The 25,753-nt window shown below is 40.1% G+C and carries 27 protein-coding genes; 10 read left to right on the top strand and 17 right to left on the bottom strand.

The features are described 5' to 3' along the window. Positions 1–64: 64 nt before the first annotated feature. Genes M1D84_RS14200 through M1D84_RS14190 form a run of 3 tightly spaced genes read right to left on the bottom strand, consistent with a single transcriptional unit; the run spans position 65 to position 1,885 of the window. The gene (locus M1D84_RS14200; RefSeq protein WP_024425288.1) at positions 65–355 is read right to left on the bottom strand and encodes a hypothetical protein; all 291 of its coding nucleotides are present in this window, start codon (positions 353–355) and stop codon (positions 65–67) included. Continuing rightward, positions 343–1,401, bottom strand: a complete 1,059-nt coding sequence (locus M1D84_RS14195; RefSeq protein ID WP_024426591.1) for an anti-sigma factor — start codon at positions 1,399–1,401, stop codon at positions 343–345. Before M1D84_RS14195 ends, M1D84_RS14200 begins: the two co-directional genes overlap by 13 nt. Further along, on the bottom strand, positions 1,394–1,885 hold the full coding sequence (locus tag M1D84_RS14190; protein ID WP_024425287.1) for a sigma-70 family RNA polymerase sigma factor: 492 nt from the start codon (positions 1,883–1,885) through the stop codon (positions 1,394–1,396). Before M1D84_RS14190 ends, M1D84_RS14195 begins: the two co-directional genes overlap by 8 nt. 371 nt (positions 1,886–2,256) lie before the next feature. Here M1D84_RS14190 and M1D84_RS14185 point away from each other — a divergent pair, with 371 nt between their 5' ends. Beyond that, on the top strand, positions 2,257–2,859 hold the full coding sequence (locus M1D84_RS14185) for a lysophospholipid acyltransferase family protein (RefSeq protein ID WP_024425286.1): 603 nt from the start codon (positions 2,257–2,259) through the stop codon (positions 2,857–2,859). A 246-nt stretch (positions 2,860–3,105) separates the two neighbouring features. On the opposite strand, the gene M1D84_RS14180 is transcribed toward M1D84_RS14185, so the two are convergent. Beyond that, positions 3,106–4,437, bottom strand: coding sequence for a hemolysin family protein (locus M1D84_RS14180; protein ID WP_024426590.1), 1,332 nt, complete (start codon positions 4,435–4,437; stop codon positions 3,106–3,108). Between the two features lie 58 nt (positions 4,438–4,495). After that, entirely contained in the window at positions 4,496–4,936 is a 441-nt protein-coding gene (locus M1D84_RS14175; protein ID WP_034667702.1) for a MerR family transcriptional regulator, read from the bottom strand. Between the two features lie 337 nt (positions 4,937–5,273). Between M1D84_RS14175 and M1D84_RS14170 the strand changes: the two genes are divergently transcribed. Further along, the gene (locus M1D84_RS14170; protein WP_212048192.1) at positions 5,274–6,656 is read left to right on the top strand and encodes a hemolysin family protein; all 1,383 of its coding nucleotides are present in this window, start codon (positions 5,274–5,276) and stop codon (positions 6,654–6,656) included. Positions 6,657–6,745: 89 nt separating this feature from the next. Further along, entirely contained in the window at positions 6,746–7,138 is a 393-nt protein-coding gene (locus M1D84_RS14165) for a hypothetical protein (protein WP_024425732.1), read from the top strand. On the opposite strand, the gene crcB (M1D84_RS14160) is transcribed toward M1D84_RS14165, so the two are convergent. Genes crcB (M1D84_RS14160) through M1D84_RS14150 form a run of 3 tightly spaced genes read right to left on the bottom strand, consistent with a single transcriptional unit; the run spans position 7,135 to position 8,615 of the window. Next, positions 7,135–7,497, bottom strand: coding sequence for a fluoride efflux transporter CrcB (crcB, locus tag M1D84_RS14160; protein WP_103132132.1), 363 nt, complete (start codon positions 7,495–7,497; stop codon positions 7,135–7,137). The two genes, M1D84_RS14165 and crcB (M1D84_RS14160), sit on opposite strands and share 4 nt — an antisense overlap. Continuing rightward, the gene (gene crcB, locus M1D84_RS14155; protein WP_073204509.1) at positions 7,498–7,893 is read right to left on the bottom strand and encodes a fluoride efflux transporter CrcB; all 396 of its coding nucleotides are present in this window, start codon (positions 7,891–7,893) and stop codon (positions 7,498–7,500) included. It abuts the gene before it with no gap. A gap of 5 nt (positions 7,894–7,898) precedes the next feature. Beyond that, on the bottom strand, positions 7,899–8,615 hold the full coding sequence (locus M1D84_RS14150) for a glycerophosphodiester phosphodiesterase (protein WP_122631142.1): 717 nt from the start codon (positions 8,613–8,615) through the stop codon (positions 7,899–7,901). 305 nt (positions 8,616–8,920) lie between these two features. On the opposite strand from M1D84_RS14150, the gene M1D84_RS14145 reads away from it, so the two are divergent. The 3 genes from M1D84_RS14145 to M1D84_RS14135 all read left to right on the top strand — a co-directional run bounded on the left by M1D84_RS14145 (position 8,921) and on the right by M1D84_RS14135 (position 11,036). Beyond that, the gene (locus M1D84_RS14145; protein WP_017360338.1) at positions 8,921–9,022 is read left to right on the top strand and encodes a YhdX family protein; all 102 of its coding nucleotides are present in this window, start codon (positions 8,921–8,923) and stop codon (positions 9,020–9,022) included. A gap of 164 nt (positions 9,023–9,186) precedes the next feature. Continuing rightward, the gene (locus M1D84_RS14140) at positions 9,187–10,275 is read left to right on the top strand and encodes a mechanosensitive ion channel family protein (RefSeq protein WP_151039224.1); all 1,089 of its coding nucleotides are present in this window, start codon (positions 9,187–9,189) and stop codon (positions 10,273–10,275) included. Positions 10,276–10,304: 29 nt separating this feature from the next. Continuing rightward, complete coding sequence (locus tag M1D84_RS14135; RefSeq protein WP_404841196.1) at positions 10,305–11,036, top strand: NAD-dependent protein deacylase; 732 nt, start codon at positions 10,305–10,307, stop codon at positions 11,034–11,036. A 40-nt stretch (positions 11,037–11,076) separates the two neighbouring features. Here M1D84_RS14135 and M1D84_RS14130 read toward each other — a convergent pair whose 3' ends face one another. Continuing rightward, a complete protein-coding gene (locus M1D84_RS14130) occupies positions 11,077–11,931 on the bottom strand; it encodes a polysaccharide deacetylase family protein (RefSeq protein ID WP_024426585.1) in 855 nt (284 codons plus the stop codon). A 296-nt stretch (positions 11,932–12,227) separates the two neighbouring features. On the opposite strand from M1D84_RS14130, the gene dat reads away from it, so the two are divergent. After that, on the top strand, positions 12,228–13,085 hold the full coding sequence (gene dat, locus M1D84_RS14125) for a D-amino-acid transaminase (RefSeq protein WP_044333766.1): 858 nt from the start codon (positions 12,228–12,230) through the stop codon (positions 13,083–13,085). A 46-nt stretch (positions 13,086–13,131) separates the two neighbouring features. Here dat and M1D84_RS14120 read toward each other — a convergent pair whose 3' ends face one another. Then, positions 13,132–13,638 carry a universal stress protein gene (locus M1D84_RS14120; protein ID WP_024425740.1) on the bottom strand — a complete coding sequence of 169 codons (507 nt, stop codon included), beginning with the start codon at positions 13,636–13,638 and terminating at the stop codon, positions 13,132–13,134. 556 nt (positions 13,639–14,194) lie between these two features. On the opposite strand from M1D84_RS14120, the gene M1D84_RS14115 reads away from it, so the two are divergent. Beyond that, positions 14,195–15,952, top strand: a complete 1,758-nt coding sequence (locus M1D84_RS14115) for an ABC transporter ATP-binding protein (RefSeq protein ID WP_024425741.1) — start codon at positions 14,195–14,197, stop codon at positions 15,950–15,952. Continuing rightward, positions 15,949–17,964: an ABC transporter ATP-binding protein gene (locus M1D84_RS14110; RefSeq protein ID WP_024425742.1), complete on the top strand. Its 2,016-nt coding sequence runs from the start codon at positions 15,949–15,951 to the stop codon at positions 17,962–17,964. Before M1D84_RS14115 ends, M1D84_RS14110 begins: the two co-directional genes overlap by 4 nt. Before the next feature lie 117 nt (positions 17,965–18,081). Here M1D84_RS14110 and M1D84_RS14105 read toward each other — a convergent pair whose 3' ends face one another. The 7 genes from M1D84_RS14105 to M1D84_RS14075 form a co-directional block, all read right to left on the bottom strand. Further along, complete coding sequence (locus tag M1D84_RS14105) at positions 18,082–18,699, bottom strand: NAD(P)-dependent oxidoreductase (RefSeq protein WP_073204529.1); 618 nt, start codon at positions 18,697–18,699, stop codon at positions 18,082–18,084. Between the two features lie 285 nt (positions 18,700–18,984). Next, positions 18,985–19,188, bottom strand: a complete 204-nt coding sequence (locus M1D84_RS14100) for an alpha/beta-type small acid-soluble spore protein (protein ID WP_024425744.1) — start codon at positions 19,186–19,188, stop codon at positions 18,985–18,987. A gap of 236 nt (positions 19,189–19,424) precedes the next feature. Continuing rightward, positions 19,425–20,531, bottom strand: a complete 1,107-nt coding sequence (locus M1D84_RS14095) for an ABC transporter ATP-binding protein (protein ID WP_024425745.1) — start codon at positions 20,529–20,531, stop codon at positions 19,425–19,427. A gap of 144 nt (positions 20,532–20,675) precedes the next feature. After that, complete coding sequence (locus M1D84_RS14090) at positions 20,676–21,551, bottom strand: helix-turn-helix domain-containing protein (RefSeq protein WP_281237251.1); 876 nt, start codon at positions 21,549–21,551, stop codon at positions 20,676–20,678. A 20-nt stretch (positions 21,552–21,571) separates the two neighbouring features. After that, positions 21,572–21,781 carry a YheE family protein gene (locus tag M1D84_RS14085; RefSeq protein WP_003211787.1) on the bottom strand — a complete coding sequence of 70 codons (210 nt, stop codon included), beginning with the start codon at positions 21,779–21,781 and terminating at the stop codon, positions 21,572–21,574. Between the two features lie 152 nt (positions 21,782–21,933). Then, positions 21,934–23,292: a YheC/YheD family endospore coat-associated protein gene (locus M1D84_RS14080; RefSeq protein ID WP_103132127.1), complete on the bottom strand. Its 1,359-nt coding sequence runs from the start codon at positions 23,290–23,292 to the stop codon at positions 21,934–21,936. Then, the gene (locus M1D84_RS14075; RefSeq protein WP_281237250.1) at positions 23,249–24,361 is read right to left on the bottom strand and encodes a YheC/YheD family protein; all 1,113 of its coding nucleotides are present in this window, start codon (positions 24,359–24,361) and stop codon (positions 23,249–23,251) included. Before M1D84_RS14075 ends, M1D84_RS14080 begins: the two co-directional genes overlap by 44 nt. A gap of 213 nt (positions 24,362–24,574) precedes the next feature. Between M1D84_RS14075 and M1D84_RS14070 the strand changes: the two genes are divergently transcribed. Further along, positions 24,575–25,708 carry a DUF445 domain-containing protein gene (locus M1D84_RS14070; RefSeq protein WP_133744028.1) on the top strand — a complete coding sequence of 378 codons (1,134 nt, stop codon included), beginning with the start codon at positions 24,575–24,577 and terminating at the stop codon, positions 25,706–25,708. Positions 25,709–25,753: the final 45 nt, after the last annotated feature.

Genomic DNA, 25,753 nt, shown 5'->3' with positions numbered 1-25,753 from the left:
ATGAAAAAAGCCCGTGCTGCTTGGCATTAGTCAAGTAACACGGGCTTTTGCTTTTGAGTGTTGATTAAAAACCTAACTGAAGATCGACATCGATTGATACGATGGCATAGACACAAACAATGACAAAGATATTCAGTACGACACCGAGGAAACCTGGACCCGTACGACCTTTTTTAATGAACAGTTCAATAATGCCAAATGGAACTGCGGCCATTGCAAAAGGAAGCATTTGAAAAGAATAAAATGTCACGTTGCTGATAATGGCGAGGTTTAGCATGAGCAGGGATAATATCGCTGTGCCGACAGAAATCCAGCCAAATACATTATGCTCTTTAAAAATTCTTACCAATTCCATAATTCCACCTCGCTCACTTTTGCCGTTTTAATGCGTTTTGTCTTTACAAATTTCTCAATTTCTTTAGAAGGTCCAGTGACCACAGAGCCATAAACGGTGACGCCATTTTGATCGATATAGCGTATACGATTAGACAGATCAAGATCAGGTCTGCCAGAGATCGTTGTTGCCCATGTCGGGTGCTGATTAACATAAGCAAGGGCATCTTTGAATTGATCCACCTCAGTTTTTGATGTGTGCTGAAGCTCTTTTAAAAATTCAGAGTCCTTCCCAGGAAAGCCGATAGGCCGCTGATTTCCACTTAATGAATCCTCTGTTTTAATCGCATTCCACAGCACTTTCATATCATATTTTTTAGCAAAGGAATAAATATCCTTTGGTGTGTAAGCTCTATCATAGGATACATACACTTCACTTACTGTTCCTTCAGGAAGCTTGTCTAACGTAGTGAGTGTTTGTTTTTTTGAGGCATCTGCCTGCGCCGAAGGATGGGTAAAGAAACCCTCCGTTTCGCGTGCGCTGTCACCATAATAAGAGATAGTAGGCTGCTTTAATTTATCGAAAAACATCTCGATTTGTTCACTGCCAATGGCTTCTGTTTTATTGCCAATTTGTTTTTGCAGCTTCAATTCGGTGTTCATCCCAAAAAGCTTGACCTGACCTTTTAAATCCTTCATATCAATGGCCACGTTTGGTTTGGTCAAAGCGACTGTGACAGCGGCTGTTTCCATGAAGTGATTGCCTTTGCTCTCGGCTCCGCCAACGCCGTAGTATAAATAACTTCCTAATGTACAAAGCGGTAAAATAATGAGTGTCGATATGACAGCAAGTACGGAAATACGTAAATATGACTTTCTCTTTCCGTATTGTAAAATGGCTTTTTGCTTCTCAGGACTGATGGAAAAATCTGTCCAATCCGAGTCGTTCAGTTCCTGGCTTAAGCGTTTTTCGTTTTCTTCAAGCTCTTCCTCAAACGCTATCATTTCTTCCTCATTCATCTCACCATTATTATATTGTTCCCATCGCTTGTTAAACTCTTCATTCATCATTAACACCTCTGTTGTAAAGTGCTTTTAGGCGCTGCCTTGCACGAAATAAAACACTTTTGAAATTTGCTTCAGTAATATTCATGACCTTGGATGCTTCCTTGTAATTTAGTTCTTTTAAATAATACAATGTCAACGCTTCCTTGTAGTTATCTGGAAGCTGCTCTAAATACATGGTGAGGACTTCCTTTATTTCAACCTGTTCAGCAGGGCTTTGTACAGACGTTTGTAAAAGACCGCCAATGAGGTCATCCGATATGGTCACTTCTTTTTTATGTTTCCTGACATAATCAATAAAAGCATTTCGTGCCACCTGAAATAACCAAGGTTTCACTTTGCTATGGTCGTAGGAATGAATATGTATATACGCACGCATAAAGGTTTCCTGCAATAAGTCTTCTGCCAAATGTTTGTCTTTTGTCATGGAGAGCAGAAACCTGTAAACATCGTTCATATACATTTGATAAATTTCATCGATCGTCACTGATTTTTCTCCCCTCTATGTTATACACGCATAAGAAAGGCATAAAGTTGCACGAAACTTCTCATTACCGTACATTACTCATTTCTTTCGCCGAATCAAAATCATTTCTCCTTATCATAGCGAAATTTGCATCATTTATAAAGTATTTTCAATAGAACAAATCAGGAAAAAACATCGAAAAACGACAAAATTGGACACAATTCCTATTCTATTCTCCCCTAAAACCTTGTGCTTGAATACAGGCAGAACGTTCATTTTTAAACGAAAAAAATAGGGAGGACTGGACTGTGTACAAATTTTTAGTACCAGGTAATAAAAAATTTGTTATAATAGAGACAAATCCTTCATTCTTCAAACAAAGGAAGTGCACTATGTATAAATTTTCAGGCTATACCGTCAAACTATTATTTGGTCTCCGAGGTGGAATCAAAGTATATCAAAAAGAGAATCTGCCAACTGATCGGGGGTTTGTCATTGCTTGTACACATGAGGGTTTTGTGGATGTTCTTGCATTAGGCGCAGGAATTCTTCCGTTTGAGATCCACTACATGGCGAAAAAAGAATTGTTTGCAAATAAATGGATCGGTGGATTTTTAAAAAAGATTCATGCCTTTCCTGTTGATCGAGAGAATCCTGGGCCAAGCAGTATTAAAACGCCCATTAAATTATTAAAAGAGGGAAAGATCGTTGGGATTTTTCCAAGCGGAACACGTACAACAGAGGATGTTCCTCTAAAAAGAGGGGCGGTTACCATTGCGCAGCTCGGTAAAGCACCAATTGTTCCAGCCGCATACAAAGGGCCTTCAAATGCGAAAAGCCTTTTCAAAAAAGGGAAAATGCGCTTAATCATCGGTGAACCGATTGAGCTGTCTGAATTTGACCATCTGCCGCCAAAAGAAAGATTAGGTGCCATGACAGAAGTATTAAACACAAGAATCAAAGAGCTAGAAGCTCAATTAATGGAAAAGGCATAAGAAAAACGACCGCTTGCTTAGGCAAGGGTCGTTTCAGCGTGTAGACAAACCCTCGCATTCGGTGTCAGTCCTGCGTGCCGGTGCTCACGAATGCTCAATTCGCTCCGCTCCGGTACTCGTCCTTCCTAGACTTCAAAGGTTTTCTATCACGCTGAAAAAGAAGACAAAGGGCTAAAATAAAAATCATTTTAGCCCTTTGTCCACAATGTGAAACGCCCACTTGCTTAAGCAAGTGGGCGTTTTTTGTTACGAAGCGCCTTCTTCAGCTGCTTCTAATAATTGTTCATTTAACTTTTTTACTTCGATGTATGCCACATGGTGTCCATCGACTTCATTAATAATAAATTCATAGCCTTGTTCACGAATGGCGTCATTTTTCTCTACTTCATATTTCTGAGTAAGGAACCAGCCGCCGATTGTGTCGACCTCTTCATTATCAAGCTGTGTACCTAATAGCAGGTTGACTTGATCAACAAGAACCTTGCCATCAAAGATGTAATGGTCTTCTCCAAGTTTACGCACTTCGTTGATTTCATCAATGTCGAACTCATCACGAATTTCACCAACGATTTCTTCAAGGATGTCTTCAACGGTCACAAGACCTGCTGTACCGCCATATTCATCTGATAAAATGGCCATGTGTACACGTTCACGCTGCATTTTGAGCAGTAAATCATGAACAGGAACCGTTTCAATCACATGAATAATCGGATTGACAAACTTTTCGATCGTATCGCTTGTAGAGCACTCACCGCTAATGCAGGCAGTGAGAACCTCTTTAATATTGAGAACACCGATAATGTTGTCTTTGTCGCCATCTTCAATTGGATAACGTGTGTATTTCTCTACCTTTGTTACCTTCAGCATTTCCTCAATGGTAATATCATACGGGAAGCTGACAACTTCGGTACGAGGAATCATAATTTCTTTCGCCAGACGGTCATCAAATTCGAAAATTTTATTTACATATTTGAATTCAGACTGGTTAATCTCGCCGCTCTTATAGCTCTCTGATAAAATAATCCGCAATTCTTCCTCAGAGTGCGCCATGTCATGCTCAGATACTTGCTGAAGACCGAACGCTTTCGTTAACAAACGAGCAGATCCATTTAATACCCAAATGAACGGGAACATCACTTTGTAAAAGATCATCAGTGGTCTAGCAAAAAGAAGGGATACTTGCTCAGCCTTTTGAATGGCGAGTGTTTTCGGTGCAAGTTCTCCAACGACAACGTGTAAAAACGTCATGATACTAAACGCAATAATAAAAGTGACAATAGAACTAGCTGATTGAGGAATGGACAACTCTGCAAAGAGCGGCGCAAGCATATGCGCAATTGTTTCTTCCCCTAACCAACCAATACCAAGGGCGGTAATGGTAATACCAAGCTGACAGGCTGATAGGTACTCATCAAGGTGAGTCGTTACATGCTTGACAGCAACTGCTGTTTTATTACCTTCTGCGATTAACTGATCAATTCTTGAGCTTCTTAAGCGAATGATCGCAAACTCTGATGCAACGAAAAACGCGGTTAAAGCTATAAGTAAAGCAACTATGAGTAAATTAACTATGTCCAATTAAGGCCTTCGTTCTGACTTTGAGAACGAAGGTAACACCTCCTGTTTAGTAAAAATTTTAACTTAACAGCAGTAAAAATGATTGGACAGCCGTCATTTTTTCAGGAGTAAGCTGCTCTTTTAGTTTTTCACGTTGCTCTGGCTGAAGCTGCTTACAACGTGCCAAAATGCGGTCCATATGCTCATTCATCCGATCGATATCAGAGGTTAAATGGACAAGTTCATCATGATCTTCCTTTTGAGAAGGGAATTGTTCATCTAATCTGGATTTGATGTCAGAAAGAGCCAATCTCTGCTGTTTGCAAAGAACGATTAATTGTAATCGTTTTAAAGCATATTCATCGTAATAACGATAATTTGAGCAAGATCTAACAGGCGCAAGCAAACCTAGATTTGTATAATAATCTACAGTTCGTTTCGTCACCTGTGCAATCTGTGCTAGTTCACCAATACGATACTTTTTCTCAGCCCCATCTGAACATCTCCTCCTAACCGTCACGTTATAGTTTATGAAAATAGTTTAATATAATTCTAGTCTGAAACACAAGTTAATTGTTCATATTTCCTGCCAATAAGAAGAAACAGAGGAGGATTTCCCTCGATTTAGTCAGTCATGTCAAAAACAGCATGATGATACAGGAATTTTCAGATTATTTATGGTAAGATAAAATGAATACCGTTTCATATATATGTAGAGAGGCGGAATTTTACGTGAACCGGAGGTGGTTAAGTGGGGCCCTCAAAGTCGTCTTATTTAATCAGTTAACCGTTTTGCAAAACATAACATCATCAATCAGGAGGTGACTCCTTGTTCTTCTAAGAAAGAGCAAGGTTAAATGGACGATATTGTTAATCTGAGTATAGTCGGTGTTTTGATTGCTTTAACAGCTTTCTTTGTTGCATCTGAATTTGCCATAGTAAAGGTGAGAAGTTCAAGAATTAATCAGCTTGTTGCCGAAGGGTCCAAAAAGGCCATCATGGCGAAAAAGGTGACATCAAGGCTAGATGAATATTTGTCAGCCTGTCAGCTCGGTATTACAGTGACATCCCTTGGTTTAGGGTGGATAGGTAAGCCGGCTGTGAAAGAACTTTTGGTTCGAGGTTTTGGTTTGACAAACATTCCTGATTCAGCAATCAGCCTGATCTCAGCAACACTTGCGTTCTCTATTATTACCTTTTTGCATGTAGTTGTAGGTGAGCTTGCACCAAAAACGCTTGCCATTCAAAAGGCGGAAAAAATGACGCTATGGCTGTCAGGCCCGCTGCATGCATTTTATATCCTTATGTTCCCTTTCATTTATGTGTTAAACGGGTCAGCCCGTCTGCTAACTAAAATGATGGGCATCGATATGGGATCTGAAAAAGAACATTCCCATTCTGAAGAGGAATTGAAGATTTTATTATCTGAGAGCTTAAAAAATGGGGAAATCAACCCATCAGAATATAATTATATGAACAAGATTTTCGATTTCGATAATCGAATTGCCAGAGAGATCATGGTACCGCGGAGAGAAATTTGTGCGATTCCAGAAGATATGCAGTTAGATGATATCCTCGCCATCATGACGCAGGAAAAGTATACACGTTTCCCTGTGTTTTCAGGAGATAAAGACCATGTCATCGGCATGCTGAACAAAAAGCAGCTCTTTGCAGATCTTGTGTATCAAGGTGAAAAAGATCAACTGAAAATTCAAGATTATATATATCCAGTGATTGAGGTTATCGACACGATTCCTATTCAAGAGCTTCTCGTCAAGATGCAGCGTGATAGAATGCATATGGCGATCTTAACTGACGAATATGGCGGAACGTCTGGACTTGTCACAACGGAAGATATTTTAGAAGAGATTGTCGGAGATATTCGAGATGAATTCGATGAAGATGAACAGCCAGTTATTCAAAAAAGAGCCGATCATCATTATGTTTTAGATGGCAAAGTGAGATTAGATGAAGTTCAAGATTTGATCGAGATCTCTTATCATGATGAGGAAATTGATACAATCGGCGGACTCATCTTAAAAGAGAATATTGATATCAGAGAAGGACAATCCGTCTATCTTGATGATATTCGAATGAAAGTGCTGGAAATGGATGGACGCTACGTTAAAAAGATCGATTTGAAAAAAGGCGTCACAACGTCAGAAAAAAGCAGTACACGCACTGGACTTGATATAAAGGAGCCGCTGCTAGTAAACGAAATGACCTTGAGCGAAAAATAAGCTCAAGGTTTTTTAGGTATTTAGTCTCTTTTGAACGAATGTATGTTCGGTATATAATAAGAACAAACGTTCGATATAGGGGGATGGACATGCTTTGGTATGAAACAGCAAGTATCACGGAGAAAAAAACCTCAATGAAACGAATTGAGTTTCATTTAAAGAATTTCAAAAATTATCAAGCAGCAATCTTAAATATCGAAAGGCAGCTTGAAAAAAGAAGCCCGCATCATCTCGACCACATGACACGGAAAAAGTTAGAAGAGCAAAAAAATCAGTATGAACTCATCGTTGCTTGTATTGAAACGGCATTAAAAGAGTTGGACGAAATAGAGCAGCAGCTCATCGATTACAAATATTTTCGAGATTGGCGGATGGCAAAGTGTGCTATGGAAATTGGCTATAGTGAAAAAACACTCTTTTTGATGAAGCGCCAGCTCATGGATCAGCTGCTCATCAGCTTAGCCGCCATCACCAATATTTAAAGATGCTGTCCTATTTGATAAAACGCAGCAAAGAGACATAAAGATCCGATGATTGTGACCAATAAGTAGACAGCAAGTTGTCCAATTTGCCGCTCATGCAGCATGGCCGCAGCCTCTACACTAAATGTAGAGAAGGTTGTAAAACCACCGAAAAAACCAGTCCCAATGATCATAAGTAGCGGATTACTGTCAGTCACTGCACCTGTCAGTAAACCTAAACCGGCAGCGCCGAGTAAGTTGATGAGAATAATACTATACGGAAAACGAGTATGAAACTTGGTTTTCTGAATCGATTGACTGAGGAAAAAACGAAGGGCACTGCCCATCCCGCCGGCAACAGCTGTATAAAATACAATCATTTATCTGCTTCCTTTCGGCTGCTCATCTTGTTGAAAGAGGCGCTGAGCGGTGATCAGTCCACATAAGGCAGCGCCCACTCCAGCAATCACTGAGAGTACAATGTACATGATACTTGATGTGAACAGTCCATCCTGTAATAAGAGAACCGTTTCTTTAGAAAAAGTGGACATTGTCGTAAAACCACCGCAAAATCCTGTTCCGATCAAAGCAGCAAGATATTTTTTTCCTTTCCGAAACATAAAATAACCTGTTGAAAAGCCAAGAAGCAGACTGCCTGTCATGTTTTCAATCAGTGTTGCATAGGGGAATGTCTGGCTGACAACGGATTGGCTAAGTACATATCTGCAAAGAGTACCAACCAATCCACCGATAAATACGGCGAGATATGCTTTCATTTACATCATTTCTCCTTTAGAAAAAATGGCGGGTGATCCGTCACCACTCCATCAATGGGGTATGTTTTCATCCTGTCGGCTGTTTTTTGATCTTTCACTGTCCATATAAAGACATCCATTCCAAATGAGTGGATGCGATCAATCCACCATCTGTTGATCATCGTTTTCTTCATATTAAGGCAATCCGCAAAGGAGCTGTACTCCGCTAATTTCCTTTTCGTCAGTTTGAAGGCAGAGGGTTTTATAATAAAAGCTGTTCGAAGAGAAGGGGCGTAAGCTTTGACTCTTTGAAGTGCATTGGCATCAAAAGATTGAACCATGATGTGACGAGAATAGGCAAACCGGTTGATGATGTCGACAACTGCCTTTTCAATCCCAATCTGCCGTTTTGGATGCTTGATCTCAATCAGTATCCCGACACGCTGACTGTATCTTTCAAGAATTTCCTGTAAGGTGGGAATTCGTTCGTTGGCGTACTGAGAATCAAACCAGCTTCCTGCATCCAGTTTCTTCAGCCGATCAAGTGTATAACCTTTCACTAAACCGCTTCCGTTACTCGTTCGATCAACAGTATCATCATGGATGACGGCTACGTGCTGATCCATTGTCAGCTGGACGTCCAACTCAATATAATCCGCACCCTGCTGAACGGCTAAATCAAATGCGGCGATTGTATTTTCTGGGGCAGCGCTTGAAGACCCTCTATGCGCGATAATATACACATGCTCCAGCTCCTGACATAAGTTCTGGTCTTATCATATCAAATTTTTGCAGTTTTTCCTTCTTTACTATATGGTACGAGGGAGAGCTGTATGTAATGGAACATGGCATATGGTGAGTAAGCATCGTGTATGAAAGGTGAAAAGTTGCAGGAATATCCCAAGCTCTTATTGAGTAAATCTGAACTACATCATTTTTTCTTCGATCAATTTTGTCCAAATCGTCAGCGTTCGTCAAAATATTAGTGCTTTCGTCATGTTGACTGAAAATTCTGATGTTTTATAATGATGAAAAGGAGGCGAGATGATTGGGTAAAGGGAGAATTAGAGTGGAAGAACGTATTAAGGCCGAAACGGATGCTGAAATGTTTAAAGCGACTCTCCTTGATCAGGCTCAGAAGAAAAAGTAGTTTGCTGCCCGTCGATATGTCTCTAGCCAAAATTTCATATTTGAACTTCATGCCTCGGGATCAGTCCCGAGGCTTTTTATGTAGAGGTCAGACATTTAAGAGAGGACATGAACGAAGGTTATATTATAAACTAGAGAGGATTGTTTTAAAGGAGAGAGACAGACATGTTTACACAAAAATGGCTGGATACATATTTTACAGTAGATATTGCGATCCAAATTGGTATTAGCCTTTGTATTTTATTGCTTTTTTTATTGCTTCGGAAAGTATTTACGAAGTATTTATTTCAGCTTCTGTTTAGGCTGACGAATCGGTCTAAAACGGAGGTCATTAACCAAATTGTTGTGGCATTTGAAAAACCAGCGAGGCTGTTTTTCGTGGCACTTGGTTTATATTTTGCGTTAAGACAGGCACCATACTTTGAGCATCATATGGATGTCATCATTAAATTGTATAGATCTTCTATTATATTGATGCTGACGTGGGGGCTTTGTAATTTAACCGCTGCATCTTCTTTCTTGTTTCAAAAGGTCAATTCGAAATTTGAATTAGATATGGATGATATTTTAGCACCATTTTTATCAAAGGTACTTCGCTTCATTATTATTGCACTGAGTATTAGTGTCATTGCACAAGAATTTAATTATGATGTCAATGGACTTGTGGCAGGTCTTGGTTTAGGTGGTCTAGCCTTTGCGCTTGCCGCTCAGGATACAGTGGCTAACTTTTTTGGAGGGATTGTCATCATTACAGAGAAGCCTTTTACGATGGGCGACTTTGTGGAGACACCAAGTGTTCTTGGGACTGTGGAGGACATTACATTTCGAAGTACAAGGTTTCGAACACCTGCTGAAGCCGTCGTGACCGTTCCGAATTCTACGCTTTCAAAGGAGCCAATCACAAACTGGACAAGAATGAATAAACGTCAGATTACGTTCTCTGTTCGCGTTTCCTACAATACACCAAAGGAAAACATTGATCAGTGTATTAAGCGTCTCAAACAGATGCTTCACGAGCATGATGGTGTGCATAAGGAGACAATCATGGTAAACCTCGATGTACTGGCAGACAGCTATTTGAACTTGTTTTTCAACTTTTACACAAACACGACAGCTTGGTCTGAAAACCTTGATATTAAGCAGGATATTAACTATCGCATCATAGATATTTTCCACGAGGAAGGCGTAGAATTTGCTTTCCCTGGTCAGGCCATTTATATGAAACAAAAAGGTGAGAAGCAGCTGGGTGAATAAAGGAGGAATGGTGCGTGGACCAAACAAAGGTGGATGTGTTAAGAGAGAAATTATCGCAGGCTTCACATATCACAGTACTCTCAGGTGCAGGTATGAGTACAGAATCGGGTATTCCTGATTTTAGATCAACGGGTGGTCTGTGGACAGAAGATACTTCCCGCATGGAGGCGATGAGCCGGTCCTACTTTTTATCAAACCCTCATCAATTCTGGCCAAAATTTAAAGAATTGTTTCAAATGAAAATGAGTGGAGAATATGAGCCAAACAGCGGGCATACCTTTTTAGCCAGCCTTGAGCAACAAGGGAAGCATGTGGATATTTTTACCCAAAATATTGACGGTCTTCATAAAAAGGCGGGAAGCCAGCATGTATATGAACTCCATGGCTCCATTCAAACGGCCACTTGTCCATCGTGTCAGGCGGTATATGATCTGCCTTATTTATTAAAAGAAGAGATGCCGATCTGTCAAAGGGTTACCTCAGACGGCAGTACGTGTGGACGTGTGCTAAAGACAGATGTTGTCCTATTTGGCGATATGGTCAAACATTTAGACCAAGTGGAGACATCACTTCAGAAAACGGACATGCTCCTTGTCATGGGGACTTCCTTGGAGGTAGCGCCAGCAAGATATATTCCAGAAGATGCAGCTCATGATCCTTCCATCTTCATGGTGATGATGAATTTGAGTGAAACAGAATTCGATCCGCTTTTTGATCTTGTCTTTCATGAGCGAATTGGCGATCTCGTGAAAGCTTTATAAATCATTAAAAAACCCGCATCCTAAAGGTGCGGGTTTTACTTTATTGCTGCAGCGGCTTCATTGTTTCATCAAGGACTTCAAATGTATAGCCCTTTGCCTTTAGCTGCGTAATTAAGCTGCTTAAGTATTTTGCCGTCGCCGGCTGATCATGCATTAAGATGATTTTTGGTTCTTTTGGATTTTTTGTCTCCAGCACTTGCAGCTGATTTAATACCTCTGGTACATATTTTGAGCTTTTATATTTCCAATCAAGACTGTCAATGGTCCAGTCCCAGTAGACAAAGCCTTTTTGTTTTAAACGTGCTTTTTGCTGATCGGTTAAATTTGGGGTGCTGCCATAAGGTGTTCTCACAAGATGGGTATACTCACCTGTGACAGAAGCCAAAATGCGCTGATCTTCCTTCATCTCGTTAACAGGAGAATCTTTTTTTTGATAAAAGCGTTTCACATCATGGGTGATGCCATGAAGCCCTAATTGATGACCTTCTTGATGGAGTCTTTTCACAGCTGCCGGGTGTTCTTTAATCTGCGGTCCGAGCATAAAGAATGTGGCTTTCACTTGATGCGCTTTTAGCACATCTAACAGCTGATTTGAAGTCGCTGATGGACCATCATCAAAGGTTAAAAAGATCGTTTGATCCGTTATATGTTTATCTGAATTGATCTTAAAATGTGCATCTAATGTTTTCCGAGAAGCATCTTTTGCTTTCATACTAGTGCTTGTGTCTCTAAATTGACTGCTCGCAGATAATTTCGCCGGCTGATCTGCTGCCTGCATATTGGTTTTGGACATATCCCAAATAAAAAAGAGGATCAGTGTCAGGATGACAAAACCAATCGCCTTTGAGAGCAGCATTGTGTTTGAAGGTGTCTGTTTTTTTTTAACCCGTTGCATTACAATCGCTCCAATAAATCAAAAATTTGTGTCGAATCATGTAGTGGATTCTGTCTTTTTCCGCTGTTTTTTGTCGTGTTTATATGGAGTAAGTATACAGGAAAAAAGAGCCTATGAATATAGAAGATGCTAAAAAATTGGAATCTTTTTGGTTATCAATCTATATTTGTTACAATGAAAGGTTATCCATTTCATATGATGTGAAATAATTCTGAATAATCATTGAAACGAACCCATTTATCCGCTAAGATAGCATCAGATTCAACCATTATTGCAAAGCGAAGGGGAGATTCCATATGAAAATATTGTACAATGGAGATTTCATTGAAAAAAAGGATGCACATGTTGATATTGAGGACAGAGGCTATCAATTTGGTGACGGAGTCTATGAGGTCATCCGTGTATACAATGGTACTTTGTTTACGTTAAAGGAACATACAGAGCGTCTGTTCAAGAGTGCAAAGGAAATTGGCATTCATCTGCAAGGTACAGTATCAGATATGGAAGAAAAGTTACAACAGCTCGTCGCTCACAATCAATTAACAGATGGCGGTGTGTATATTCAAGTCACGCGGGGTGTCGCCCCTCGTAAACATCAATATAGTGATTCTCTTACTCCTCAAATCACGGCATATACGTTCCAGGTGAAAAAGCCTGTTCAAGAGCAGAAAGCTGGTGCAAAGGCCATATTATCTGAGGATCTTCGCTGGTTAAGGTGTGATATCAAAAGCTTAAACCTTTTATATAACGTCATGGAAAAGCAGAAAGCATCTGAAGCTGGTGCGTTTGAAGCAATCCTTGTGAGAGACGGTTTTGTGACCGAGGGAACCTCCTCGAATGTATATGCCGTGATTGATGGCGTGATTCGTACTCACCCTGCAAACAATCTCATTTTAAACGGCATTACTCGTAGAAAGCTGCTGGGGGTATGTGAGGAAGAAGGGTGTACTGTTGAAGAAACTCGTATAAGCAAAGAAGAACTGCTGCGCGCTCAGGAAATTTTCATCAGCTCGACGACAGCTGAAGTCATTCCGATTGTTGAAATAGATGGCGAGCCAGTAGGGGAAGGCGTTCCAGGCAAGTTGACAAAGCGCGTACAGGTAGGCTTCCAGCAAAAAATTAACCATGAAAGTGAAGCATCGATCTCTTCATAAATAAAAAAAGGCTGTAAACTAATGTTTACAGCCTTTTGTGATGCATTTATTTCACAATAAGCACAGGTATATCTGATTTTGTTGATAACTTTTCACTCACACTGCCAAACAGCATTTTTTTCAATCTGCTTTGGTCACGTGCTCCCATGACGATGAGGTCTGCTGATATTTCCTCCGCATATTCGATAATCGCTTCCGCTGGTTCTCCCTCTACAATTTCAATGGCAGCCTCAAACTGCTCCTCATTTAAAAGCATTCTTGCTTCCGCAACGACCTCTTCTGTATGGTCTTCAAAAATCAAGGGACTTTGCTGTTCATCATGAGGTACATATACAGGGGGTGTTTGAAGATCTGCCGTACCGCCGCCGATATAAGCTCCGCCAGTCATTGGGCGCGGCACATCAAACACCTGTCTGTCTGTTTTGCCATCATGTGCATAGGTAACGGTCAGCTTGGCATGTAAGGTTTTAGCTAAAGCGATTGCCTTTTTTAATGCTTTCTTACTGTCTTCATGTCCATCAAACGCTACGACCATCCGATCAGCTTGAAACAATGTCCTCATTCCTTTCAAAAGGAGTCTTTACACTCATGGTATACCCGTTAATAGAAAAAGATACACATGAAGGAGAATGATTTTTGTTAGAAAATTTCATTTATTGAAAAATATTTATTGACAAAATAGTGACAGCCACTATAAGATAAAAAAAGATTCAAGAGCCAAAAGGAGGAAATGTCATGTGCAACATTGGAAGAATGAAATCAAACTGCATGAATGGGTTGATTCACGTGACAATTACACCTTCATTGGTCATTGAAAAGGAACTCGTCTGTTCCAATTGATCGGATGAATCAAGGCGTATGTTGCGTATTTGTCAACATGCGCCTTTTTACATGACGAAAAGAGGCGTACCAGCAAGCTGGTGGCCTCTTTTTTTGTTGAATTCATTTCGCATTTCGAAATAAAGGGATGAAAAACAACAAGTAAATGAAGAGGAGTGAAAGCATGTGAACAAGCCAAAATCAAGACAAATGACAAAAGCTCAAAAAACGAAACAAGGTGACTTGCAGGAAAATTTAGAAAGCGGCTAGCTTGAAAAGGAGAGACAAACATGTTTTCAGTATTTGCGAAATTAGGCTGGTTCTTTAAACAAGAGTGGAGGCGTTATACGATTGCTATTACGCTCCTGCTCATTGTGAATGTGCTTGAAATGCTGCCGCCAAGATACCTTGGCCAGGCAGTTGATGACATTCGTTCTGGTCAATTTACAACATCCAGTATTGTGTTTTATGTGACCATTTTTTGCTTACTAGGTGTCGTCGTCTATACACTTACATATTTTTGGATGTATCAGTTATTTGGCGGCGCAAATGTCATGGAGCGTGTGATGCGTGGGAAACTGATGCGCCACTTGCTTAAGATGACGCCTACTTTTTATGAAAAGAAAAAAACGGGCAACTTAATGGCATTAGGTACAAACGACTTGAATGCTGTGGCCTTAACAACAGGCTTTGGCGTTCTGACCTTGGTTGATTCCACTGCTTATATGCTGATGATCTTCTTTACGATGGGGCTGACGATTAGCTGGAAATTAACCTTAATGGCGATTATTCCTATGCCGCTGATGGCGCTCTTGATTGCGTTTTATGGAAGCAAAATCCATGAGCGCTTTACAGTCGCTCAAGATGCATTTGGTGATATGAACGATCGCGTTCTTGAATCAGTGGCAGGTGTCCGGGTCATTCGGTCTTTTGTGCAGGAGAAACAAGATGTCGAACGCTTTCGCGACATGACAGATGATGTATTTCAAAAAAACATGCGAGTGGCGATCATTGATTCTTTGTTTGAGCCGACAGTGAAATTACTTGTGGGGATCAGCTACTTAATCGGAATCGGCTACGGAGCCTATCTCGTGTTCCAAAGTGATTTGACCATTGGGGAGCTTGTTGCATTTAACGTCTATCTTGGCATGATGATCTGGCCAATGTTTGCGATCGGCGAATTGATTAATATTATGCAAAGAGGAAATGCGTCGTTAGACCGGTTGAATCATACACTCAGCTATAAGCCGGACGTAACAGATGCTGCTCAGCCAAAAACGTTACAGGAGCCTGGAGATATTGAGTTTGATCATGTGACATTCAGATATCCAACCTCATCTAAAGATAATCTCATTGATGTGTCCTTTACCGTTCGAAAAGGGCAGACAATTGGGATTACAGGCAAAACAGGAAGCGGCAAAACGACCATTGTCAAACAGCTTCTGCGCCAGTATCCAGCAGGTGATGGGCAAATCTTGCTATCAGGTGTCCCGATCCAAGACATTGAATTAGATCAGTTATTTCAATGGATCGGATATGTACCACAGGATCATATACTTTTCTCAAAAAGCGTGGAACAGAATATGCGCTTTGGTCATCGTGACGCGAAACAAGATGAGTTAGCACAAGCAATCAAAGATGCTTACTTTGAAAAGGATTTACGCCTTTTGCCAGAGGGTCTGGAAACCATGGTTGGGGAAAAAGGTGTGGCGCTGTCAGGCGGACAAAAACAGCGAATATCCATTGCACGTGCTTTATTAATTGATCCAGACATTTTAATTCTGGATGACTCATTGTCTGCGGTAGATGCAAAAACAGAAACCGCTATCCTAGAAAATCTAAGACAAAACCGTCATGGCAAAACGACGTTTATTACAACTCATCGCCTATCAGCTGTTGAACATGCCGATCTCATTCTTGTCATGGAAGAAGGACGCATTGTCCAAAAGGGCACCCACAACGAGCTCATCCAGCAGGATGGGTGGTACAAAGAACAATTTTTGCGTCAGCAGCTAACAAATCAGCTGGAAGGAGGGGATGAGGCATGACAACAGGAAGAAGACTCCTTGCCTACGCACTCCTATATAAGAAAGTATTGTCTGTTGCCTTAATCTTTCTAATGATTGCAGTTGGTGCTGAGCTGACAGGGCCGTTTATTGGGAAGAAAATGATTGATGATCATATTTTAGGTGTAGAAAAACCGTATGTCGAGGTCAATGAAAAGACAGACAAAACCGTTTATTACCAGGGAAATAACTATATACGAAGCGATCGATTAAATAATGGAATGGATTCTGGAAAGCAAATCAATGTAGTGCAAGTCGGGTTCGGTTACTATTTTGTGAATGAGCCGATTCGTTTTGATGGAAACAGAAAAATATCGGGAGATCAGCTCACCATTGATAATGGGAACGAGCGTGAGACCTATGAGGTACAGCGTTTATCAAAAGAGGAGATTTTCGCTTTTTATCAGCCAGAAATCAGTGGTTTGGTGCAGCTTGTTCTATTTTATCTAGGACTGCTCATCGTTGCGATTTTCTTTCAGTATGGGCAGCATTATTTGCTCCAGAGGATTGCAAATCGAATTATTCAAAAAATGAGGGTAGACGTATTTGAGCACATCCAAACGCTGCCGATCCGCTATTTTGATAATTTACCGGCTGGAAAGGTTGTCGCAAGGATAACAAATGACACGGAAACCATTCGTGATTTATATGTAACAGTCCTTGCAAATTTCGTGACAAGTGCTATTTACATGATTGGGATTTACATTGCCATGTTTTTATTAAATGTGAAGCTGGCACTCATCTGTTTGGTCGCTGTACCGATTATTTTCCTATGGTCGATGACTTATAGAAAGTTTGCATCGGTGTACAATCACCGCATTCGTTCGATCATCAGTGAAATCAATGCCAAACTAAATGAAGCCATTCAAGGGATGACAATCATTCAAGCCTTTCGTCATGAAAAAGCGACGCAAGAGGAATTTGATGAGCTGAACAACAATCACTTTCGATATCAGCGAAAGATGCTGCATTTAAATTCACTTCTTTCACATAACTTGGTTAACCTGCTGCGAAATTTAGCATATGTCGCACTCATTTGGTATTTTGGCGGTGCGTCGCTAAGTGCGACAGGCATTGTGTCCATTGGTGTGCTCTATGCGTTTGTCGATTATTTAAATCGATTGTTCCAGCCGATTACAGGCATTGTGAATCAGTTCTCTAGGTTGGAATTAGCAAGGGTTTCATCAGAAAGGGTTTTCCGATTATTAGATGAACCAGGAACAGAAGTGGAAGAACCTGTTCAGAAGAAGCTGGAGGGACACGTTCAGTTCAAAGATGTCACCTTTGCTTATAATGAAGGGAAAAATGTCTTAAAGAACATTACGTTTGAAGCGAAGAAAGGTCAAACGGTTGCACTTGTGGGGCATACTGGTTCTGGGAAAAGCTCGATCATGAACTTGCTGCTGCGTTTTTATGACATTCAGCAAGGAGACATTTTCATAGATGGCGAAAGCATTTATGATCAGTCGCGCCAAACGCTGCGTAAACAAATGGGCATTGTGCTGCAAGACCCGTATTTATTTTCTGGAACGATTGCTTCCAATGTGAGCTTAGGAAATGAAGACATCAAAAGAGAAACGATTGAATCCTCATTAAAGCAAGTAGGTGCCGCAGAGTTATTGAAGCACCTGCCAGAAGGCTTTGATGAACCAGTCGTTGAAAAGGGAAGCACCCTTTCCTCAGGGGAACGTCAGTTGATTTCATTTGCGCGCGCATTAGCGTACGATCCAGCGATTTTAATTTTAGATGAAGCCACCGCGAACATTGATACAGAAACAGAAGCGATCATTCAGCGGGCGCTTGATGTAGTTAAAGAAGGACGAACAACTTTTGTGATCGCTCACCGATTATCCACTATTAAAAAAGCCGATATGATCTTGGTGTTAGAAAAAGGTGAAATCGTCGAGCGTGGCAGTCATGAACAACTCATGCAGCAAGAAGGGCTGTATGCACAAATGTATGAACTGCAAAAAGGTGCTGTTGCAAACAGCTGATGAATAGTAGAAAAAAAGAGCCTCATTCAATTGGAAGAGGCTCTTTCCTTTGCATGAAAAAGTCGAGGGTACTGTCCTCGACTTTTACTGGTTATATTGTTTGGACAGGCATCATCATCAATAAGCGATGCCGACGCGTTGATGTACAAACTCCTTCGAATTTAACTGCTGATATAAAAAGTGTGCGGTATCTTCAACTGAAATTTTCTTTCCATCTATAGGGAGAAAATCTTTCTCATAGCGATATGACCGTGTCACTTCTCCATCTGGTAAATAGGTTGGACAAATAATGGTCCAATCTAGATCAGTCGATTGAAGGATTTCAAACGCTTTCGCATGCTCTTTAGCTGCTCGGGAAGTGGTCCGCTTTGATTCATTTGTTTCAAAACGGTAAAGCTCCGGCTGCTGCCTTGCTTTTAAAATACCTGCTGTACCAATTGTAATAATTCTTGATGTATTTGTTTGCTTCATGGCTTGTACGATATGCTCCATTGAAACAGATAATGTATCATCACCATCTGTTGATAGACAGCTTACAACAATATCTGCTCCTTTAATTGTCTCAAGCACATCTTCTCGATTTCTTGAATTGCCGGTGACTTGAAACATACCCGCAAGCATTTCTTCTCGGTTTGTCCGAATCAATGAACGAACCATGTAACGTTCATCTACTTGAACGAAACGAAGAAATGCTTGTCCTACACGTCCATGAGCACCGAAAAGAGCTATTTTCATCTGTTCGATCCCTCCACTACATACTATAAGTGAAAAGAACCCAAATTGGTACAACTTTTATGTGATGCTTTTTTTATAAAGATGAAAGGACCGAATACTATGAGCATATTCACATAATAGAGAGATCCCTACAAATTGTAAAAGTTCAAAGTTCATACCAGAAAAAATGTCCATGAAGATCCGCTCCTTTCTACTACATGATATGAGCTGAAAGGAGTTTGGTGAGGGATAAAAACAAAAAAAGAAGACACCATAAGAGGTGCCTTCTATGATCCAGATATGAAATTAAGCTTTTGTTCCGCCAAGGTTTTGTTGAGCGAAAGACACAAGACGTTTTGTAATTTCTCCACCAACTGAACCGTTAGCACGAGATGTTGTTTCTGCTCCAAGATTTACACCAAATTCAGAAGCGATTTCGTATTTCATTTGATCGATCGCTTGCTCTGCTCCAGGAACTAGTAATTGGTTTGAACTATTAGAATTAGCCATGATGTGATTCTCCTTTTTGTATATGATTTGTTTTTTTGGTTGGGTTTGCTGGAATCGCACCAGCGAAATGATCAAGTCATTTGCCACTTGGCGAAACCCAATGCAGTAACTGCTTTGTACTAAGTATTATGGTTATTTCCGAAAAAAACATACGAAAAAAGAACATGGTAAATGTTGTGTTAACATACAAAAAACCATCACCCAATGATGAGTGATGGTGCTGCTTATATATCTATTTATTCTGCTGAGCGGATGCGCAGCTCCGTATCCGAATCAAAGAAATGGGCTTTGTTCATATTAATCGCAAGAGGGATAGACTGTCCGGCCTGTACATCGGTACGAGAATCCACACGTGCAATAAACGATTGACCATCGATAGAAGAATAAAGCATCGTTTCTGCCCCCATTAATTCAGCTACTTCTACGTCAGCATGAATTTTTGTGCCTTCAGACGCCTCTATAAATACTGGTTCATCGTGAAAATCTTCTGGTCTGATGCCTAAAATGACATCCTTTCCAATATAGCCTTGGCTGCGTAATACTTTCATTTTTCCTTCTGGTACACGAATATGAGTTTTTCCAACCGCAATGGCACCGTCAGAGAGCTTTCCTGTAAAAAAGTTCATCGCAGGTGAGCCGATAAATCCACCTACAAACACATTCTCTGGGTTTTCATATACATCTTTCGGCGCTCCTACCTGCTGAATAAAACCATCTTTCATGACAACAAGGCGTGTTGCCATTGTCATGGCTTCAGTCTGATCATGTGTCACATAGATAAATGTTGTTTGCAGACGCTGATGAAGCTTAGAAATTTCAGCACGCATCTGAACACGGAGTTTTGCATCTAAATTAGAAAGCGGCTCATCCAAAAGGAAAACCTTTGCATCACGTACAATCGCTCTGCCAAGTGCAACACGCTGTCTTTGACCGCCAGACAGTGCTTTTGGTTTTCTGTCTAAATATTGCTCAAGCCCTAATATTTTAGCGGCATTTCGAACCCGCTCATCAATTTCTGCTTTCGGAAACTTCCGAAGCTTTAATCCAAAAGCCATATTATCGTATACATTCATATGAGGATATAATGCATAGTTTTGGAAAACCATTGCAATATCCCGGTCTTTCGGCGCTACATCATTCATCCGTTTTCCATCTAACAGAAAGTCTCCTTGTGATATTTCTTCTAGACCTGCAATCATGCGAAGGGTTGTTGATTTTCCGCAGCCTGATGGACCAACAAACACAATAAATTCTTTATCTTCTATATGTAGATTAAAGTTGTCTACTGCTGTTACTTTGTTATCGTATACTTTATAAATTTGATTGAGCATCATTTCAGCCATTAGATGTCAGCCTCCCCAGTCCCTCTTTTTTTGAAAGCGCTTTACTAGTAAATAAAGTGTATAAAATGAGGAAGAGTCTGTAAATGGACAACGTGCACAACATCCTATGTTCATTTTTGGGCAGGGTGCTCATGTTTTCATTCTTTATGAAAGATCGAGTAGAGTCATCATCAAATAAGCAGCGGATGCTTCTGGAAAATGTCGTATATCTAGCCCAGTGCGCTCAATAAATTTATCAATTCGATATTGAAGACTGTTTCTGTGAACATATAACGCTTTTGCTGCCTTGGATGCGTTTAAATTACATTGCATATAGGTCATGAGAGTTCGGTAAACATCTCGGTCAAAGACCGTTTCTTTAAAAGCATCTGAAATAGCATGAGAGAGTGCGGATGCATCATAACAAATGAACGAAGGCAGGCATTGATAAAATGTGGCAGCCCCTGATCTAAGCTTTTCTTGCTGCATATGGTATAAAAATAGCTGTTGTTCATTTAATAACCTCATCTGTAAATGGTCATTTGGCAAATGCAGCTGTCCTTGTATAAAGACTGAGTCTGTTAAAAAATCACTTGTAATAGCTAGAGACAAATCATTTAACTGATCTAATTGACTGTTTTCTGATGTGGCATTTGGTTGAATCAGCATAGCTGTTTCAGGGCCTGTCCATATGAAATGAGTATGTTCGAGGCTGTTATTCACAGCCTCTTTTATTTGCTGTCTTTGTTCTTCTTGATGGATCATTTGAAAATAATAAACACGGACGGGATGTTGGACAGTTAGTGGTTTGTTTTCAAAAAGATAGCTGAACCATTTTTGTTCATCCTCGGTCTGCGCTTTTTGAAATAGATCAATTGGTGTAAGAAAAGAGTTGAGAAGAAGTGTTTCTCTTTCTGAAAGCTCCGATTTGTTTACTCCAAATATTTCACCTTCGTCTGTTTGATACCAAAGAATTTGTTTGTCATGAGTAGGTGTGCTGATGATATGGTCTCCGTAAACAAGTTTTAATTTTTCTAACATGGCGGGGCTCCTTAAACAGTTTAATCATAGACATGGAACAGCATTAATTCGTGGATTTCTTCTTTTAAAGTTGGTTCTACTTCATGGGGCGGAAGCTGAGAGCCCCATTCAATGTCACCTGTTTTGTGGTAGATGCCTTCATAGTGTGCACCATTGTGGAAAAAGGATATTTTCCAGCCTGGCAATTGTGCTTTCTTAAAAAGGGGTTTCCATTGAAAATGAGAAATCATATCATCATTGCCTCCTTGCTTTTATTGATGAAACAATAAACAAACACGACAACACGGAAACAACCTTGAACTTGATTTTATTGTATCTCATCTCATGAAAAGAGCATAGAAAAAGCATAGATTTAAGAGCACTGACATGTGACAAAAAAGCGTCAGTAGACGTTCGCGTGATCTGAAGTGGTGAGTGCCGTTTTTGAAAGGTAAGATGCGTAATCCATGATTCTTTTTCCAATCAGCCATTCTGATTTTTTCAAAGAGACATGCTGGAAAATCTCTCGGCCAGGGCGAGAATTTGCTTCGAACATCCAAATTGCACCTGTTTGATCAATGCCTAAGTCAAAACCGATTTCACCAATATGCCCGGTCATTTTTTTATCTATCACCTGGCTAAGCATGATGGCAGTATGAGAAAGCTGCTGTAAAATCTGCAAACGTTTCTTTTCTTCTGGAAAGACAGCATAAAGTGTTTTCACCGTCCCCCCGTGTAACTGGTGAGTCGTAATGGTATGATCTCCAGAAACCTTTGCTGCTGCTGCTGTGACTGTCCAATCACCTTCTTTATTTTTATTCGTATGAACTCTGAAATCCATCGGTTGATTGTCTATTTGAAGAAGCTCAATGCCTTGTTGTGCAATAAAATCATGAATTGCATGATCCTTTCGCAGCCTTTGAACAAACTGATCTATTGAATCATATGGAATAGAATTTCCGAAATTTGAGGATACAGTGATTCCGTCGTTTTCCTTTTTTAACTGATAAATCCCGTCTCCATGACTTCCGTTTGTTGGTTTTAAGTATATAACTTGATGCAGATGGAGGAGTGTTTCAATTTTACTAAGAGCGTCCACGGGATCTAATTGTACAGAATGTGGGAGAAAGGACCATGTTTTTTCATCTGTTAATAGCTGTTCATGAATCTCCCATTTATTAAAAAAGTAAGGGTTGAACCAAGGGATATCATAGTCTTGGGTGAGCTTTCGCTTCGTTTCTTGAATGAGTGCCGACTGAGCAGCTTTTCTATTTGGAAGCCGGTCATAAATGACTGACGGAAGGGGAAGCTGTTTTTTAACCCATGAATCTTCGTGGTACAACAGTCCTTCTACAATTCCTTTTTCCCAATCAATAGAATGTGACCCAAAAAGATAGGCAAAACCAGGATGCTGCCTGAAAGAGTGCAGCAGTTTGATAAAAAATTCTGATCTCGTTCCTAATGGCTGTGTACTTTGCTCAAAACCTGCAGTGAAAATGCCAACCAACGGCCCTATAAAAAGTGTATGGTCAATGATGATCACATCAGCTTTTGATTGGTAAGGAATCAGTAAACCTCTGTATAGATCTTCAGATAATAAAATTTTATTTGGATGCTGATGATAGGAAATGTTGAAGCCATCTACTAAACGAGACCCTAGAGCAAGAGAATAGATGGCATCTTTCTGTTTATAATGGACGGGAAGATGAATTGTTTTTTCACTTGTAAGGTGTGGGGCGATGATGCAACGCTTTCTGTTCATAAGAAACCTCCTTCGGTTGAGACTTTATCGATTGCGCATGTTCAAGAATGATACGAATCAATTCATGTTCCTTCTCAGGATAAACATTTAAAAAAGCGGACCGCCCTGGCTTTGATCTGATATTTGATATGAAAAGTCTGCCTTCACTTGTATGAAGTAAGTCTACTGCGAATTCAAAGCAAGGAGAGTAAGTTTTATCTATATAAGCTGGGAGTGATGCCTGAATGGATGCAATATCATCTAAAAGGAGTTCCTTGATGTGTGGCTGCAATGTATTTAGATAGTGTTCAAAGCCTATCACAGGAGCTGATTTTTGTGTATGACTTAAAAGACAATTTTCTGCAGGTGATTTTGTGTGAATTCCCATGCGTTTCCATTGATTTTGTGAATCTTTCATAAGGAAAATCTTGATTTCATTGAATAAAATTTCTTTTTGATCATTCGTGTTGAAAAATTGAAGGAAATACCGGCCTGCATATTTTTTGCACCAGCGCTCCAGCTCTGACGTACGAGAAAATGTAATGGTTTGATTGGAACTTAGTTGAACAGTAAATGTTGATTTGCCATCAAAGGAAATGAAGTAAGTAGATGCTGCATGCTGAGGGGAGAGAGGCTGCATTCTACAATAACCGCCAGCACCGTACTCCCTTACCATATTGATCAGGTCTGAGGGCTCTTTTAATAAAAAGCAGCCAGGTAAATATGGCTGTAAAGCAGAGAGGAGACGGAGCTGCTCAAATAGCACCATTTTATTTGAAATGCCGGTATTCAAAAAAACTGTTTTTGGATATTTTTTTAGCCATTCCATGATGGGTTTTGCTTTTTTAGATTGTGCGTCATGCCGGTAAAGACATCGGTCATAAATCAAGTCGGGAATCGGAAATTGTGCGTCGGCAAACCCTTGGCCATTCGTATATGCTTGGCCTTGTATCAAATTTGAAGCCGGCTTTAAATCAAATGGTGTAAAACGAACAACCTCTAAACGATAAGAAGAGGCAGCTTTGGCGAGCTGCCGTGTGAATGCCTCTTCATACTGCGGAGAAAGGCTCGCAATACCTAATGTTGTCATTAAAAAACACCTTCTTTTCAACTTTTTTTTTTACCATCAAAAAACATTTTTTTATGATTTTACATAAAGCTTACGCTCCTTTATCATTACGACAGATCGCTTGATCATATGTCTCGCTGCATGCTTCATTTGCTTGGGAACTTGACAACAACTATAATACGTATAGATCAAAACAATAAACCTCGGGTGTTGTTTGAAAGGTAGATGACGACTTTGAATATATTCACAACGTTTATCTTTATGATTGTTATCGGCGCAGTCATAGGAGCAGCGACAAACCATCTTGCAATTAAAATGCTTTTTCGGCCTTATAAGCCATATTACTTATTCGGAAAACAGCTTCCATTTACACCAGGCCTTATCCCTAAAAGAAGAGACGAAGTAGCCAAGCAGGTTGGTGTCATGGTTATGGAGCATTTGCTCACGCCAGAAGGTATTCAAAGGCGATTTGAATCATCGGAGGCAAAGCAGGAGATCCTGCGTACATTCCATCGATATATTGACAAAGGCGCAAATATGGAGATCACCGTATTCTCACTGCTAGAAAAATTCGGCTTTTCACAGGCTGATGTCAAAGCAGATAGATGGCTCCATCAGTGGTCTGACCAGAAGCTCGCTTCATTGCTTGAAACATATAACGAGCAAACTTTATCTGAATTGCTCCCGGTAGAAGTGGAAACCAAAATATCATCAAAAATTCCAGATGCAGCAGATTATATTTTAAAGAGAGGCATTCATTATTTTGAAAGTGATGAAGGCAAAGCCAGGCTTGGCAATATGATTGATGATTTCTTAAAAGAACGGGGAATGCTTGGCAGTATGGTCCAAATGTTTCTAGGGAATTCAAGCTTAATTGACCGTGTGCATCCAGAAATTATCAAGTTCTTAAGAAATGCAGAAACAAAAAGATTTTTAGCAGATTTACTTGTTCAAGAATGGGACAAGGTGAAGCAATTTTCTCTTTATGAGCTTGATGAAAAATGGAATGTGAAGGAACTTATTTTTAGTGTGAAAAATCAATTGCTTTCTCATTTTTCTACAAAGCTGATATTAGACAAACCAGTTGGAACATATGTCAGTGCTGTAGCGGATGACCTTAAAACACATTTTGCGCCAGTGTTGATTGATAAGGGGATCGAAGCGGCTTCAAATGCTTTAGAGAGTCTGCTTGCAAAGCTGCAATTTGAAGATATCATTCGTGAACAAATTGAACTTTTCCCGCTTGAAAAAATGGAAGAGCTTGTAGTCAGCATCTCTAATAAGGAGCTGAAGATGATAACATTTCTAGGCGGTCTTTTAGGCGGGATGATTGGTGCTATCCAGGCTGTTTTTGTGGCGCTATTCTAAGACAAGCTATAGAAATTTTAATGAATTCATTGTATATATGTGAAA

The sequence above is a fragment of the Bacillus sp. PK5-006 genome (genome assembly GCF_054161415.1).
This window is presented reverse-complemented; position numbering and strand designations above follow the sequence as displayed.